This window comes from Isosphaeraceae bacterium EP7 (genome assembly GCA_038400315.1).
Classification (GTDB): domain Bacteria; phylum Planctomycetota; class Planctomycetia; order Isosphaerales; family Isosphaeraceae; genus EP7.
In genome coordinates this window covers 976,689-991,663 of record CP151667.1, presented here as the reverse complement: position 1 = coordinate 991,663, position 14,975 = coordinate 976,689, and the positions used below count along the sequence as shown (strand labels likewise).

The 14,975-nt window shown below is 66.5% G+C and carries 15 protein-coding genes; 9 read left to right on the top strand and 6 right to left on the bottom strand.

The window, feature by feature from the left end:
* Nucleotides 1-18: 18 nt before the first annotated feature.
* From EP7_RS03950 to EP7_RS03940, 3 genes are read right to left on the bottom strand one after another with little or no spacing between them, the layout of a single operon-like run.
* Nucleotides 19-1,044 (bottom strand): hypothetical protein, encoded by a 1,026-nt coding sequence (locus tag EP7_RS03950; RefSeq protein ID WP_463526286.1) that lies wholly within the window; start codon nucleotides 1,042-1,044, stop codon nucleotides 19-21.
* Between the two features lie 24 nt (nucleotides 1,045-1,068).
* Complete coding sequence (locus EP7_RS03945; protein WP_463526285.1) at nucleotides 1,069-2,937, bottom strand: hypothetical protein; 1,869 nt, start codon at nucleotides 2,935-2,937, stop codon at nucleotides 1,069-1,071.
* Between the two features lie 18 nt (nucleotides 2,938-2,955).
* Nucleotides 2,956-3,966: an AAA family ATPase gene (locus EP7_RS03940; protein ID WP_463526284.1), complete on the bottom strand. Its 1,011-nt coding sequence runs from the start codon at nucleotides 3,964-3,966 to the stop codon at nucleotides 2,956-2,958.
* Nucleotides 3,967-4,151: 185 nt separating this feature from the next.
* Between EP7_RS03940 and EP7_RS03935 the strand changes: the two genes are divergently transcribed.
* Entirely contained in the window at nucleotides 4,152-4,895 is a 744-nt protein-coding gene (locus EP7_RS03935) for a DUF502 domain-containing protein (protein ID WP_463526283.1), read from the top strand.
* A 9-nt stretch (nucleotides 4,896-4,904) separates the two neighbouring features.
* Here the strand turns inward: EP7_RS03935 and hemW are convergent, their stop codons facing one another.
* Both hemW and EP7_RS03925 read right to left on the bottom strand, forming a co-directional pair.
* Nucleotides 4,905-6,008: a radical SAM family heme chaperone HemW gene (gene hemW / locus EP7_RS03930; RefSeq protein WP_463528365.1), complete on the bottom strand. Its 1,104-nt coding sequence runs from the start codon at nucleotides 6,006-6,008 to the stop codon at nucleotides 4,905-4,907.
* Between the two features lie 56 nt (nucleotides 6,009-6,064).
* Nucleotides 6,065-6,337: a NifU family protein gene (locus tag EP7_RS03925; RefSeq protein ID WP_463526282.1), complete on the bottom strand. Its 273-nt coding sequence runs from the start codon at nucleotides 6,335-6,337 to the stop codon at nucleotides 6,065-6,067.
* Between the two features lie 200 nt (nucleotides 6,338-6,537).
* On the opposite strand from EP7_RS03925, the gene EP7_RS03920 reads away from it, so the two are divergent.
* Entirely contained in the window at nucleotides 6,538-7,086 is a 549-nt protein-coding gene (locus EP7_RS03920; protein WP_463526281.1) for a DUF1648 domain-containing protein, read from the top strand.
* Here EP7_RS03920 and EP7_RS03915 read toward each other — a convergent pair.
* On the bottom strand, nucleotides 7,051-7,299 hold the full coding sequence (locus EP7_RS03915) for a hypothetical protein (RefSeq protein ID WP_463526280.1): 249 nt from the start codon (nucleotides 7,297-7,299) through the stop codon (nucleotides 7,051-7,053). The genes EP7_RS03920 and EP7_RS03915 overlap by 36 nt on opposite strands.
* Before the next feature lie 715 nt (nucleotides 7,300-8,014).
* On the opposite strand from EP7_RS03915, the gene infC reads away from it, so the two are divergent.
* From infC to pheT, 7 genes are all read left to right on the top strand, one after another.
* Entirely contained in the window at nucleotides 8,015-8,500 is a 486-nt protein-coding gene (gene infC, locus EP7_RS03910; RefSeq protein ID WP_463526279.1) for a translation initiation factor IF-3, read from the top strand.
* Nucleotides 8,501-8,840: 340 nt separating this feature from the next.
* A complete protein-coding gene (gene rpmI / locus EP7_RS03905) occupies nucleotides 8,841-9,137 on the top strand; it encodes a 50S ribosomal protein L35 (protein ID WP_463526278.1) in 297 nt (98 codons plus the stop codon).
* Nucleotides 9,138-9,408: 271 nt separating this feature from the next.
* A complete protein-coding gene (rplT, locus tag EP7_RS03900; protein ID WP_463526277.1) occupies nucleotides 9,409-9,816 on the top strand; it encodes a 50S ribosomal protein L20 in 408 nt (135 codons plus the stop codon).
* A 174-nt stretch (nucleotides 9,817-9,990) separates the two neighbouring features.
* Nucleotides 9,991-11,004, top strand: a complete 1,014-nt coding sequence (pheS, locus tag EP7_RS03895; RefSeq protein WP_463526276.1) for a phenylalanine--tRNA ligase subunit alpha — start codon at nucleotides 9,991-9,993, stop codon at nucleotides 11,002-11,004.
* Nucleotides 11,005-11,117: 113 nt separating this feature from the next.
* Nucleotides 11,118-11,363 carry a hypothetical protein gene (locus tag EP7_RS03890; RefSeq protein WP_463526275.1) on the top strand — a complete coding sequence of 82 codons (246 nt, stop codon included), beginning with the start codon at nucleotides 11,118-11,120 and terminating at the stop codon, nucleotides 11,361-11,363.
* Between the two features lie 40 nt (nucleotides 11,364-11,403).
* Nucleotides 11,404-12,900: an APC family permease gene (locus EP7_RS03885; protein WP_463526274.1), complete on the top strand. Its 1,497-nt coding sequence runs from the start codon at nucleotides 11,404-11,406 to the stop codon at nucleotides 12,898-12,900.
* Between the two features lie 50 nt (nucleotides 12,901-12,950).
* Nucleotides 12,951-14,972: a phenylalanine--tRNA ligase subunit beta gene (gene pheT / locus EP7_RS03880; protein ID WP_463526273.1), complete on the top strand. Its 2,022-nt coding sequence runs from the start codon at nucleotides 12,951-12,953 to the stop codon at nucleotides 14,970-14,972.
* Nucleotides 14,973-14,975 lie beyond the last annotated feature (3 nt).

Genomic DNA, 14,975 nt, shown 5'->3' with positions numbered 1-14,975 from the left:
TGAACGATCCGAGCTCGTTCAGGTGGCCCGCCGGGTTCCCGCGACGGGCGCCTCTCCGGGGGCCTCGCCGAAGCTGTCGAGGCTCTTGCGGAGGTCAGTGGCCATCGCATCGAACCGGCTGCACTCGACGGTGAACTTGACCTCGTAATTGTATCGTTCGCCTTGAAATCGCCGCTCCAGCACGGTCATCGAGAACGGCCCACGCTTGGTGCGGACCACGGTCTCCAGGGCCTTCACGGGCTTCTTGCCCAGGGGCTGATCGATCACCTTGCACGAGAGGACTTCGCAGTCGGGCTCGGCGGCGCGGAGCTGGGCGGGGAGGTCTCTAGCGAGGGCTTCGAGGTCTCTTTCCTTGGGTTCGGCGGCGAGGACGAGGACGTTGTCGGCCCAGATTCCGTGCGCCGACGCGTTGGCATAGAAGAGGGCCAGCGAGCTTGGGGCCAGGGCCGGCGACCAGCCTTCGGGAAGGTCGAGCGTGAATCGAAACTCGCGCTGGAGCCAGCGATTCTCGGGCTTCGACGCCAGTTCTGCGCCGGTATCGGGTGCCTTGAACTCGGCGTCGTCGACCATGGCCTCGAAGGCCAACTTCGCGGCCGGGTAGGTCGCTTCGTCCACGTTGAGCAGGAACGTATACATCTGCCGGTGGGCGACCACGCGAACGCTCAGCTCTCGCCAGAGCCCCCCTTCCCTCGGCCGAAACTCCCGCACCGTGATCAGCCGCTTCCCCTTGGGAGTGTCAACCACCTCGTTCCGGGCCAGCTTCCCGCCCCGCCCGGCTCCCCCTTCGATACGAGTCCGGTACTCGTCGAGGGACTCGGGGGCCAGGGCCAGCTCGCAGAGGGCGACCCCTGGCTTTTCGGGATCGGGCTGGGGGATCAGGGCGACGAAGACCTTGTCCTCCTCCTCGCGAACCGCCAGCTTCCACGAGCCCGGCAAGGCCACCTTCAGGCCGAACCTGGGCGAATCGAACGGCTCGGTGGTCGCTTCGGGCTGCTGCGCAAGGAGGCCGCAAGTGGCCAGGAGGAGGGCCTGAATTGAGGACATCGCGGTCTCCGGCGTGCGGTGGGGTCAGCCGTCGCTGATGAAGTCGGCGGCGTATGAGCGGACGTGCTTGCCGTTGAGGACGTGGAACTGGCGCAACCGCTCGATCATCTGGCCGCCGAAGCGGTTCAGAGGGAGATGGATGAGCTTGCGGTTGTAGCGGCGGGCGAGCCGGCGCCAGGAGGCGGACGGGGGCTTGGGGCTGACGACGGCGACGTGACGCTCACGGCCGTGGAGTAAGGCTGCGGCCAGCAGGCGTTCCTCGGGGGTCTCGGCGACGTCGAGCCTCGGGTCGCTCCAGACGTCGAGGATCGGCCGGGGCGGGAACAGGAACAGGGCGCCGCCGTACTCGCCGCGCGCGATCCCGGGGCCGACCATGTCCTGCATCGGGTCGGTGGCGAAGAAGGCGAGGGTCGACTCCTCGGCGTGCTCGGCGTACCAGGTGGCCCGGTGCGGATAATGCTCGGGATCGGCCGGCACGTCGAAGAGGAAGACGACCGCGTCGACCGAGCCGCGGGCGGGGGGCATCACCTTGACGAAGAGGTCGCCAGTGTGCCAGTTGCGCAAGGTTTCTCGGACGTCGAGGCCGTCCATCACGCTGGACGTGAACTTCTCTGAGCGCGCCAGGTCGGCGCCGATCATGGCGCGGGCCCGGTCTCGGACGTGGCGGTTGAAGCTCTCGATCCGGTCGTCCTCGGGGGGCCACGAGCACATCCCGTACGGGTCCCACCGCTGCTTCCACTGCTGCCTGGTCTTCTCGGGCGCCTTCGGCTTCAGCTCGATCGACCGCCAGCTCATCGCCTGGCCGGGCAGGCGGCTGACGATCGGCATCGGCCCCCAGCCGGGGAGGTCGGCCTCGTCGATGCCCATCCTGGCGCGTGGCTCGTCGGGGTCGGGCTCGGAGGCATAAGGGTAGTCGCGAGCGGCATCGGCCACGGCCAGGGCAAAATCATCGCCGGCCGTCTGCTGCGCCGCGACGACCAGCGTGTGCAGGTCGGGCGTCAGCCGGCGCTCGATCAGCGAGAGGTTGCGGACGTATCGGAAATAGGTCGAGAGGAGCTGAGGCGTGATCCGCTTGGCGATCCGCGGATGAGTCGACTTCATCGTGTCTCGGGCCGAGAGCACGAGTTCCTTCACTCCGTCGACCGAGAGGTTGTCGTCCGGCGTCAATTCGCGCCGGCCCCGCTCGTAGAGCCCGGTGATGAACGGCATCTCGCCCAGCAGGAAGATGAGGGTACGCGTGGTCACGCCGTAGGAGAGCGTCGGCGTGAAGTCGTACCCGCCCGGCTCTGGGGGCTCCTGCCCGGTCTGGTAGGCGTCGCGGATCCAGGGCCAGTCGAGCATCGAGCAGACGAACAGGGTCAGCGTGTGGTCGCGCTGCAGTTGCCTGAGCCGGTTGGCCATCCAGGCGATTCGGTCGGCGTGCTGTCCCGCCTTGGGCCGGGGGATGGCCGGCAGGATCGATGCGGCGAATGCGCCCGGGCTCACCTTCTTGAGAGCGTAAGGGTCGGGGAAGGCGGCGGCCTGGGCCTCGAACCGGGTCGTCTCCAGGTCGATGAACTCACGCGGGATCCGCTCGCCGATCGCGGTGCGGATGCCAGCGATGACCGGCTGGCAGGGGTCGATGGGAACATAGCTGAACCCAGATTCGCCGTCCCCCTCCTCGGCGTCCTTGCGGGCGACGAGCGCGATCTCGGGCAGCCGCTCGACGGCCTGCTCAACCTCGTCCTGGAACGACGGTGGGAGCGGAACGGCCAGGCAGTCGTACGGCCTGGAAAGCAGCTCCTCGCGCACGCGCAGGGCGAAGTCCCCCGAGCCATGGATCACGGGCAGGACCCGGATACGCGGGCCGATCGTCAGGAAGTCGTCGGCGGTCGGCCGGGTGGCGGGGGGCATCGGCGTGCTCTCGCGTGTTCAGTCGTCGTCGTCTTCGGTCGGGTCGTAAGGGCTGGCGTCGTCATCATCTTCGTCGTCGTCATCATCGGGATGGAGCGGGTCGTCGGCGTCGAAGAAGAGGTCGGCCAGTCCCATCGGGGCCGACTGGCCGCCGAGCGCCCTGCGCCTCCGCCGGGCCAGGGTTTCCAGATCGCCGGCTTCTTCGCCCAGGGTGCAGACGAGCGCCTCTCGCCAGGCCTCGTCGCGGCCCAGCGGATGGTCGGGGTCCTGCGCAAGCCGCTTCAGGGCGAACCGCAGCAGGTTGATGCCGTCGCGGGGCGAGAAGTCGAGCTTCAGCTCGTGGGCTTGCTGGAGGAATTCGACGGTCAGTGAAAGCAGGTCGTCGGGGGCGAAGGGGAGGTGGTATCGGAGGATGGCCATCTCGTCGTCGCGGGCGGGGAAGTCGAGCGGCAGCGTGGGCTGGAGCCTGGAGAGGATGTAGTCGGGCACCTCGTAGGTCGACTCATCCTCGTTCATCGTCACGCAGGCGCGGAACTCGGGATGGGCCCGGATGGTGATACCTGCAACGATGCTCTCGACGGTTCGCCGGTGGTCGAGCAGCGGGGCCAGGCTGGCCCAGCTCTTCTCGTTCATCCGATTGCCCTCGTCGAGCACGCAGATTCCGCCGCGGATCATGGCGGTAACCAGCGGCGACGCGTGATAGGCAATCTTGCCCGACTGCGCCAGCACGGGTGTGACGAGCAGGTCTTCGGGCCGGGTGTCGGCCGTGCACTGGTTGATGTACAAGTCTTGCTTGCGCAGGCGAGCCGCGGCCATGGCCAGCGTCGTCTTGCCGATGCCCGGCGGGCCGGTCAGCCGCGGCGAGAGCGGTCGGTCGGTGGGGTCGAGCACCAGCCAGCAGGCGAGGAGCTGCTTGAGCACGCCCTCCTGGCCGATCCAGGATTGCTCCGTCGAGTCGGGGTGGCTCAGGTGGAGGGTGACGCCGCCGACCAAGGCGGTCTCCGGCGTATCCGACTGTTTGCTGGCCATGTCGCGCAAATCCCGCCTTCGTTCGAGGGCCGTGCGTCCGTACGCACCGGTGCACCAATGTAACGGACTGGGCCCGCCCCGTCCAAGCGGACCGGCACCGGCCGAATTGCCGCGACAGCCGGCGGCGTCGCCGGTACGCTCTGGGCCGGACTGATACCATCCCGGGAAGTGCGTCCGAGACACCCATGGATTACGAAACGAACCCGCCGACCGGGGCCGCCGACGGGCGGCCCACGCCCAAGGGCTTCTTCAGTGCGCTCCTAGGCGCCCTCTTCGGGACCATCCGCTCACGCATCTTCAGCGGCCTGCTGTTCATCGCGCCGGCCGTCATCACCCTCTGGATCGTCGGGAAGGTGCTGTCGATCTTCCAGACGCTGGTGCTCGACCCCCTAGCCAGGCTGGTGCTCTTGGCCACGCATGTGCCCAACCCCGAGGACCTGCCCCGCTGGTGGATCGATGTCGTCGCGCCCGCCATTGGGCTGAGTGTCGTGCTGACGATCCTCTATTTCCTGGGCTATTTCGTCCGCACCTGGGTTTCGCGCTGGCTCGACTGGTTCTTCCTCAAGATCCCCGTCGTGACTTTGATCTACAACGGCGTGAACAACCTGGTCAAGACGATGTCCGACCCCACCAAGGGATATAGCCGGGTCGTCCTGATCGAGTTCCCGCAACCCGGCCTGAAGTCGCTCGCCTTCGTGACCAAGACCCTGCGCGACCCCGGCACGGGCGAGACGATCCTGGCCGTCTGCCTGCTGACCGGAGTGATGCCCCCATCGGGCTTCACCCTGTTCGTCCGCGAGCGAGACGTGGTCGAGGTCGACTGGACCGTCCAGCAGACGATCCAGTCGGTCCTCTCCGGCGGCATGACCTCGCCGGACCTGCTGAGGTTCGGGGCACACGATCCGACTAGCCTCGTCGATCGAGCCTGATCATTTCTCTCAGAGCAGGTCGCACAGGACCGTGTCGGCCAGGAAGACGCCAGCTCGAGTGAAGCGGACGCGCCGGCCGTCGTCTTCAAGCAGGCCGCCGATGACGTGTTTGGCCACCGCGGCCCCGGCCAGAGCATCAAGTTCGAAGCCGGTTCGGGCCAGGAAGTCGGGGCGGTCGAGGCCGACCTGGATGCGTCTGAGCATCAGGGTCGCGGTCTCGCGGGCACGCCCTTCGGGGTCGAGCTCCTCGGTCGGGCCGGTCGGGTCGCCGTCGGCCTCCATCCGCTTGAGGTAGGCGGGCAGGTCGCGCGTGTTGACCGACCGGACCCCATCCAGATAGCGGGCTGCACCCAGGCCGACGCCGAAGTAGGCGTCGTTGGCCCAGTAGACGAGGTTATGGCGCGACTCATGCCCTGGCGCGGCGAAGTTGGAGATCTCGTACATCGGCAGGCCGGCGGCTTCCAGCCTGTCGATCGTCTGCGAGTACATCTCGTGCTCGGAGTCCTCGTCGATCGGGCTCACCAGTCCGGCCTCGCGTTGCTTCCAGAGCGCGGTCCCCTTTTCGAAGACCAGGCCGTAGCACGAGAGGTGCTTCGGGCCGAGCTGGAGGGCGATGTCGAGGTCATTCCGCCAGTGATCGGGCGTCGAGCCGGGAACGCCGAAGATGAGGTCGAACGACCACTGGTCGAACCGGGGGCGGATGAGGTCGAGCGCCCTCGAGACCTGCTCGGGGTCGTGGTTGCGTTCCAGGGTCAGCAAGGTTTCGGGCCGGAACGACTGGGCGCCCAGACTGACCCGATTGACTCCCCCGTCGGCCAGGACGTCGACCTTGGCCTCGTCGAGCGTGCCGGGATTGGCCTCGACGGTCCACTCGCCCCCCGGTTCCAGCGGGAAGTGGCGCCGAGAGGCATCCAGCAGCCTGCGGAGCTGGCCCGGATCGAGCCTGGTCGGCGTGCCTCCGCCAATGAAAATCGTGTCGACCGGATGCGGCCCGCCGCTGCGTTCCATCTCGCGTTCGAGCGACGCCAGATAGCGTTCGGCCAGGTGATCGGCGCCTGCGACCGAGGCGAAGTCGCAGTAGCCGCACTTGTGGGCGCAGAACGGGATGTGGATATAGGCCGCGCGGGGCCAGAGCCAGGTTGGACGAGGTGCGACGGACTTTCCTTCGATCAGGGGACGGCCTCCACGAAGCGGATCTCGGGGAGGTGCTGCTTGACGGCAGCCTCGACCCCCATCGTCAGCGTATAGACCGATGACGAACAGCCCTGGCAGGCCCCGAGCAGGCGGACCTGGGCGATCTTGTCCTCATCGATCGAGACCAGCTCGATCCCGCCGCCGTCGGCCTCCAGCCCGGGCCGGACGTGAGCATCGAGGATCGCCTCGAATCGCTCCAGGAGCGTCGAGGGTTCGGTCGCCGACGGTGGGTTCGTCTCGATGGACATGGTCGGAGGTTCCAGGACCAGAGAATTGCCCAGGCTGCCCGGTGAGCGTCGGAACCGATACTATGAAGAATGGCCGATCAGAAAACCTTCACCACCGGGACAGCACCTTCAATTATAGGGGCCGCCACTAGCCCCGACAACGCAGGATCTCGCGGGTCGAAATCGGTCGGTCAACGCGGGGTGATTCGAGGAGGTCGTCGATGTTGAGCCTGAAATCCGGGATGATCCTGCTGATCGGCCTGTATGTGGTGCTCGCCGCGGTAGCGGTCGGCACCGAGCCGATGCTCCCTGCCCGCGTCGCCACGCACTTCAGCGTGAGCGGCGTTCCCGACGGTTGGATGAGTCGCAGAGCACAGACTATCTCGAGCCTGGGAGTGGCGGCCTTCCTCGTCCTTGCCACCTCGGTGCCGCTCTACCTCGCCCGCCACTTCAGCGACTCGACGGTCAACCTGCCGCACCGGGAATACTGGCTCGCACCTGAGCGGCGGGATGCGACCTTCGCTCACATTTCCGGAATCGGCGTGATGCTCGCCTGCCTCTCGTTGGTCCTGATGATCTCACTCCAGATTCTCGTCGTCAGGGCGAACCTTCGGACGCCGGTTCGCCTGCCGGCTTCGGAGGGTTTCGGCCTGATCGTTGCGTTTCTCGCGGGAGTTGGGGCGATCCTCTTCTTCGGGTTCCGCCCCTTCCACCACCTTCCAGACACCAACCGGCTAACGTCCGCTGCGCCCCCGTCGTCGCTCTCGTGACGCCACGGCCGCCTGAGCGATAAATAGGACGAAGAGGCCCCCAAACGAGCTGATCCAGACCCAGGGGGCGTCCATCCAGCTCGCCCCTCGGTAGATCATGAACCCGGGCGCCCCCGCGTAGACCACCAGGGCGAGGGTGCCCCAGACGAACGGGTTCAGCTCCTGGATGTCGGCGAGCTTGGCGAAGATAACGGCCGCGGAGACGGCGATCATCGCGAGGCATTCCATATCGACGAGTCCAGGCAAGAGGACGGGATGGCACGCACGCACGGCGAGCCTCGGCATCGACAGGATAGGATTTCGAGAGCCGGTTTCCCAGGTGATTCGGGTCGATCCAACTCGGGGAGTCCGCAAGTCAGCGTGCGTTACGTCGAGAATGTCCGTCTCGTTGGTGCTCGCGGTTGGAACCCCGGCCGGCAGGGGCCTGGGCGAGCGGTGATTTTCGCGGTCTGCTTCCGCTCAAACCCTGCCCGTGACCCTCCGGGCCAGGATGCCCTACACTCAAGATGGGATGCGTTGCATCCTCAAATGGCCGCCTTTCCTCTGAATCATCGTCGCTTGCGTGATCGCCATCACAACCCTTCTTCGTGTGCTTGACGGTCGGACCCTGCCAGCATTGAAGCCTTCTCGCGTCGAAAATTGCGGATTTCGCGATCCGAGCGAACCGGATTCGGGACGATTCTCCAACCATTCTCCCACGAGTCTGGGATTTCAAGGCCCGACAAGCCCGCCCCTGATCTTGACAATTGGGCTGGATTTAGGGGAAAATCTCGATTGCCTCGGAACCCACGACGTCATGCCGCGGGGGCGGGCGTTGTGTTGAATTCAGGATGGAAGGGCCGGCCGCCTCGTCGCGAGGGAAGCGGGCCATTCCGCGAGGTTTGTCCAACGACTTGATGCGGAGGGCCCCATCGACCGGAATCTCAGGGTGAACGAGCAGATCCGCATCTCACCCGTGCGGGTCATCAATGCGGAAGGCGTCATGCTCGGCGTGATGCCCACGGGCAAGGCGCAGGAGTCGGCGCGCGAGTCGGGGCTTGACCTGGTCGAGGTCGCCCCGAACGAACGCCCTCCCGTCTGCAAGATCATGGACTTCGGCAAGTTCAAGTATCAGCAGAAGAAGCGCACGTCCAAGCAGAAACAGCACCAGATCCAGGTCAAGGAGATCCGCGTCCGGCCCAAGACCGGCGACCATGACATCGAAGTCAAGGTCAAGCGGGCCCGCGAGTTCCTGGAACACAAGGACAAAGTGCTGGTCAACGTCCTCTTCCGCGGTCGCGAATTGGCGCACATCGACGAAGGCCGCAAGGTCATGAACGAAGTGCTCCAGGCGCTCGAGGACGTGGCCAAGGTCGAGAAGACGCCATCGATGGAAGGTAAGCGGATGACGGCCATCGTCGCCCCCAGAGCCTGACCTCCGAGGGCACCTCGCCCCGTCGCTCCTCGACACACTCCGCTTCATCCCGGTCGACCGGATTCGAAACCTGCCCGGCGGGCCTGCATGCTCGCCGGGCTCGTCTCGTTTCCGCCTCACAGACTTGGGGCGACTTGCCCTGTCGAAGTCATAGGCGGCGTGGGATGATCGGCTCTGACGATTTTGTGGTGTCCCGACGGCGGAATTGGAGTTGGCGGGGGCGCGGGGGGTTTGCTACACTCTGCGACTCGGCCCGCCCCGGGCCCATCGGAGGGGCGCAGTCCTTCACCGACCGCCAGGACCTGATACGGGCCGGCACCGAACCGAACCTGGATTGATCATGCCGAAGCTAAAGACACACAAAGGTCTGAAAAAGCGGTTCAAGGTGTCCGCAACCGGCAAGGTCAGCCACAAGCGCTGCGGTTCGTCGCACTTGATGAGCCACAAGAGCGGGAAGCAAGTCCGCCGGCTCCGCAAGAAGGTCCAGCTGAGCGTTTCGGCCGAGGCGGCTCGGGTTCGCAAAGCTGTGCGAATCCGCATCTCGTCGCAGCCGGATGCCATCCTGGCCGCCCGCCTCTGCGCGTTGCGAGACATCGCCGACGCGGCCGAAGCTGCGGCCGTGACCCCGACGGCCTGACCCTTTGCCCAGTTCCACCTGAACCGACCGACTGACCGAGACGATTGGATTCGCAGGGCCCCGTCGCGAGACGCGCGGGGCCTGCGGCATTCCGACGCCGACCCCGCCGACCCGCCCGAGGCCCGCGTTGATCCTCGGGGGTAATCCCCGTTATCCGGGTGAATCTCCCCGAAGCCCGGGCGAGGACGCCTAGCCGAGCCCAGCACCCCACCCTTCGCCGGACGAGCCGTGCCGCCGCCGAGCCTAGGCCAGATGGATTGAGAGCCAGACCATGCGTGCAACAAAAGGCGCCGCCAGGAACAAGGCGAAGAAGCGTCTGTTCAAGAAGGTGGAAGGGTACGTCGGGGGCCGTCGCAAGCTCTACCGCACGGCGAAAGAGACCCTGATCCGCGCCGGCGTCTTCGCGTTCCGCGACCGCCGGGCCAAGAAGCGTGACTTCCGTCGCCTGTTCATCATCCGCCTGACTGCCGCCGCCGAGATGCGTGGCCTGCGGTACAGCCAGCTGATGCACGGCCTGCGGCTGGCCAACGTCGGCCTCGACCGCAAGAGCCTCTCGCAGCTCGCCATCTTCGATACCGAGACCTTCGACGCCATCGTCGCCCTGGGTCGGGTCGAGCTGGACAAGCACGAGGCGACCATCAAGGCCCGCAATCAGGCCAACCAGAAGAAGTCGGCCTGAATCGCCCTTTCAAGGTCGAATTCAACGATCGCCGGATACCTTGATGCCGCCGAATGAGAGTGGAACGCCGACCACGGCCCCTCTCGGTTCGGCGGCATTCTCGGTTCACTCGCCGTCGGTCGTCTCGCCATCTCGAATTGGGAATCAATCGGACCTCGCACCGGTGCCTTGCTCATGACGGTTCCCGAATCGACGTCGGCGGCGATTTCCGACCTGAACGCGCTGGAGGCGTCGGGAGTGGCCGCGTTCGAGGGTGCGGCGGGGCCCGACGAGGTCGAGGCGGCCCGGATTGACTTTCTGGGGATGAAGCAAGGGCGGCTCAAGGCGGCCCAAGAGCGGCTGAAGGCGCTGGAACCTGCCGAACGCCGGGCCTATGGCCAGCGCTTCAACGGGGTCAAGCAGGCACTCGAGGCAGCCTGGCAGGCGGCGAAATCGCGGGGTGAGTCGACCTCGACCCGGGCCCCGAAGGACGCGTTCGACGTCACGTTGCCTGGCTCCCGTCCCAGGCTCGGGCACAGGCACCCGTTGACGCAGACAGCCGACGAGCTGATCGAGCTCTTCGGCCGTTTCGGGTTTGCCGTGGCCCGCGGGCCCGAGGTCGAGGATTCCCGGCACAATTTCGACGCCCTGAACATCCCGGCCAGCCACCCGGCGCGTGATCCGCTGGACAACTTCTACCTGCCGGGCGGCTTGCTCCTGCGCAGCCAGACGAGCCCGGTGCAGATCCGGGTGATGGAAAACCAGCCGCCGCCGGTGCGGGTCATCGCGATCGGCCGGGTCTATCGCCCCGACACGGTGGACGCGACGCATTCATTTATGTTCCACCAGATCGAGGGTCTGATGGTCGACAAAGGGGTGACCCTGGCCGACCTGAAGAGCGTCCTACGCCTGTTTGCGCGGAGCTACCTGGGCGAGGATGTGAAGATCCGGTTCCGACCGTCGTTCTTCCCGTTCACCGAGCCGAGCGTCGAGGTCGACATGCTCTGGCATGGGGGCGACCGCTGGGTTGAAATGGGAGGGGCGGGCATGGTTGATCCCAACGTCTTCCGGTCAGTGGGATACGCCCCGGACGCGGTGACGGGGTTCGCCTTCGGGCTGGGGATCGAGCGGCTCTGCATGCGTCGGCATGGGATCGACGACATCCGGCTGCTCTACCAGAACGACGCCCGATTCCTTGCGCAATTCTAGTAAGCTAAGGGAGGTGAGGCGTGCCTATGACGCCAACCCTACCCGGCGGGCTCTCGGATTTTCCGGGCTTTCCGCAACTCTCCCGGACCCCTTGTGCAGCGAGGCACCCTCCAATGGCGACCGCCGACCTGGGACGAGTGATCGTGACGACCGGGGCCACGGCGCATACCGCGCAGGTCCACCACCGCGATTTCTGCGAGATCCGTGCCCAGGGCAAGGATGCGCACGAGGCGGCCGAGCAGCTGATCAATCAGCTGACTCGCGCCCTGGACAGCGCCCTGACGAACTGGCGTCGCGAGGCCGTCGAGCAGGCGATCTCCGATGTGAAGGCGTTCGTCGACCAGACCCCGGCGTCCTGACGACTGGGCATCATCACCGAGGGACGCGGATGCGACGATCATGAGCAAGGCGGACGCCGGCCCGGAACCCTCGCCGAGCCTGGAGCGGGGGCTGGGCGGGCTCGACGCGACGATGATCGTGATGGGCTCGATGATCGGGTCGGGCATCTTCATCACGTCGGCCGAGAGCGCCCGCCTGGCCGGCTCGCCCGGCTGGCTGCTGATGGCCTGGGTCCTGGCCGGCCTGCTCACCGTCTGCGGCGCGATCTGCTCGGCCGAGGTCGCCGCGATGATCCCCAGGGCGGGTGGCCAGTACGTCTTCCTGCGCGAAGCCTACGGGCCGAGCGTGGGATTCCTCTTCGGCTGGTCGGCGTTCCTGGTCGTGGGGACGGGCACGATCGCGGCCGTCGCGGTGGCCTTCGCCAAGTTCCTGGGGGTCCTTCTCCCGGCCGTGGCGTCGGACAGATACCTGGTGGCGCCGATCCACATGGGCCGGTATGCGCTCAGCCTGTCGACGCAGCAGCTGGTGGCCATCGGGCTGATCGCGCTGCTCACGGCAACCAACATGAGGGGGCTGGAGACGGGCCGTCGGATCCAGAACGTGTTCACCTTCTCGAAAATTGCGGCCCTGGTGGCCCTGATCGTGGCCGGGTTTGCCCTCGGCCGTGCAAATCCCTGGGAGAGATCCTGGTGGCTGACCGACGGGACGGGTTCGTTGGAGATCCGGCAGTCCCTGCCCGTAGGCGGCCTGTTCGCGTTTGTCCTGGTCTTCGGCAAGGCGATGGTGGGCCCGCTGTTCTCGCAGACGGCCTGGAACAGCGTGACCTTCACCGGCGGCGAGGTGCGCGACCCGGGCCGGACGCTGCCCAGGGCCCTGATGATCGGCTGCTCATCAGTGGTTGTCCTCTACCTGATGGCGAACCTCTCGTACCTGCGTACTCTCCCATTCGTCGACATTCAGGGTGCGCCCCAGGACCGGGTGGCGACCCTGGCGATGCAGCGGCTGCTGGGCGACGCGGGCACGACGGTGATGGCGACCCTGATCCTGATCTCGACCTTCGGCTGCAACAACGGCCTGATCCTGAGCGGTGCTCGCGTCTTCTACGCGATGGCCCGCGATGGCCTCTTCTTCCGGGCGGCAGGCACCACCAATGCCAGGCGAGTGCCCGCCGTGGCCCTCGTGGCCCAGGGCGTCTGGGCGGCGTTCCTGGTGCTGCCGGTGACGGTGAAGCAGGGTCCGGCGGGCGTGCCCGAATACGGCAATCTTTACGGGCAATTGCTCGACTACATCATCCCGGTGGACTTGCTGTTCTACACGGTGATGGTGGCCTCGGTGCTGGTGCTGCGGGCCAGGAGGCCGGGGGCGGATCGGCCTTACAAGACGTTCGGCTATCCGCTGACTCCGTTGATCTACATCACACTCGCGACGTTCTTGATCGCTGATTTTGTCTACCTGTCGCCGGACGTCTCGGGCATCGGCTTCCTGATCGCACTGTCGGGCCTGCCTGTGTACTGGGCCTGGTCGCGGCTGGGTCGGGCCCCTGCGGACGAGGCCTGACTGGTCATCCAATTCCACACGACTTCGACTTCGGTGACGGGCGGCTTCCCATGATCGTGAGCTGGAACTGGCTGACCGACTACCTTCGACTCGAAATGACGGCCGAGGCGCTGGCCGAGCGGCTGGCGCTGACGGGCCTGAACCACGAGTCGACCGAAGAGGTCGGCGGCGACCTGGCGATCGACCTGGAAGTGACCAGCAACCGACCCGACTGCCTGGGTCACCTGGGCGTGGCGCGCGAGATCGGCGTCATCTTCGATCTTCCGGTGCGATTCCCCGACCCGAGGCCGACGACGTCGGGGGCGTCCGTCGAGACGCTCGCCAGCGTGGCAATCGACGAGTCCGGTCTCTGCCCCCGATTCACGGCGAGGGCGATCACCGGCCTGACCGTCGCCCCGAGCCCCTGGTGGCTGCGCAAGCGTCTGGAAACCCTTGGCCAGCGGCCAGTGAACAACGTGGTCGACGCGACCAACTACGTCATGTTCGAGGCCGGCCAGCCGCTTCACGCCTACGACCTGGCCCGGCTGCAAGGGCGGACGCTCAGGGTCCGAAAGGCGACCAAGGGCGAGCCGTTCAAGGCGATCAACAACAAAGCCTATGAGCTGGATGCCGAGACACTGGTGATCGCCGACGCCGGGCGCGTCGTGGGCATCGCCGGGGTGATGGGCGGCTTCGACACCGAAATCGGCGACTCCAGCCGCGACGTGCTCCTCGAAGCGGCCCAGTTCGATGCGTCGAGCGTCAGGCGAACTGTCCGCTTGCTGAACCTGCCGAGCGAGGCGAGCCGGCGATTCGAGCGGGCGATGGACCCCGACGCGACCGACTGGGCGAGTCGCCGATGCGCCCAGCTCATCCTGGATCTTGCCGGCGGAACCCTGCATCCGGGGGTGCTGGACGTCGGCAGGACGCGGCCCGAACGCCGACCGGTCACCCTCCGTCTCGGGCAAATCGAGCGGATCCTGGGGATCTCGGTCGACCGATCCGAAGTCGCACGCATCCTGAAGGCGCTGGGTCTGAAGGACGAGGGCTCGACGCCCGACTCGCTGACGGTGGTGCCGCCAAGCTGGCGTGCCGACCTGGAACGCGAGATCGACCTGATCGAGGAAGTCGGCCGGATCCACGGATATGACCATGTTCCCGAAGATCGGGTCGTTCCCCTGGTCAGCACGTCGCGCGGAGTTCGCGAGAGGGTCGAGGCCGAAGTACGATCAACCCTGACGGGACTCGGATTCGACGAGAGTGCGACCTACAGCCTGGTGACCGAGGGACAGTCTGCCCCCCTGGATCCGACCGCCGAAGACGCCCCGCCGATCCGCGTGAATCACTCCAGCCGCAAACGCGAGACCTGCTTACGTCGCTCTCTGGTGACGAGCCTGCTGGCGGTCCGGGGTTACAACGAGTCGCACGGCCAGGCCGAGGCCGACTTCTTCGAGATCGGCCAGGTCTACCTGCCCAGGCCGGGAGCGCTGCCCGAGGAGCCAGCCCGGCTGGCAATTGTCGGCAAGACGTCATTCCTGGATCTGAAGGGGGTCATCGAAGCCCTCGTCGGTCGGCTGCACATTCCGGGCGCCCTGACATTCACGCCGCGCGACCTTCCCTTGTTCACGGCGGGGAAATCGGCAGAACTCCGGGTCGACGGCGAATGGCTGGGGTTCCTCGGCGAGGTCGAGCGATCGGGCCTGAGCAAGCTGGATGTCGACCTGCGTGGGCCAACCTGTGCGGCGGAACTGTCGTTCAACATGCTGCAAGACCGTAGCGTGCTGGTACCGCAGCATAAGCCGCTACCAACGTCACCGCCCGTGATGCGCGACCTCTCGCTGGTGGTCGAGCGTGGACTGCCCTGGGGCGATCTCGCAACCCAGGCGAGCCTCGCGGCGGGGCCGCTGCTGGAGGCGGTGCAGTATCTCGATTCCTTTGCCGGCGGGAACGTGCCCGAGGGACGGCAGAGCGTCCACTTCGGGCTGAAGTTCCGACATCCCGAGCGGACCATGACCGGCGAAGAGGTCGACACCCTGGTGACCCAGATCGTCGCGGCCTGCGCGACGGCGTTCGGGGCGACGCTGCGGACCTGAGAC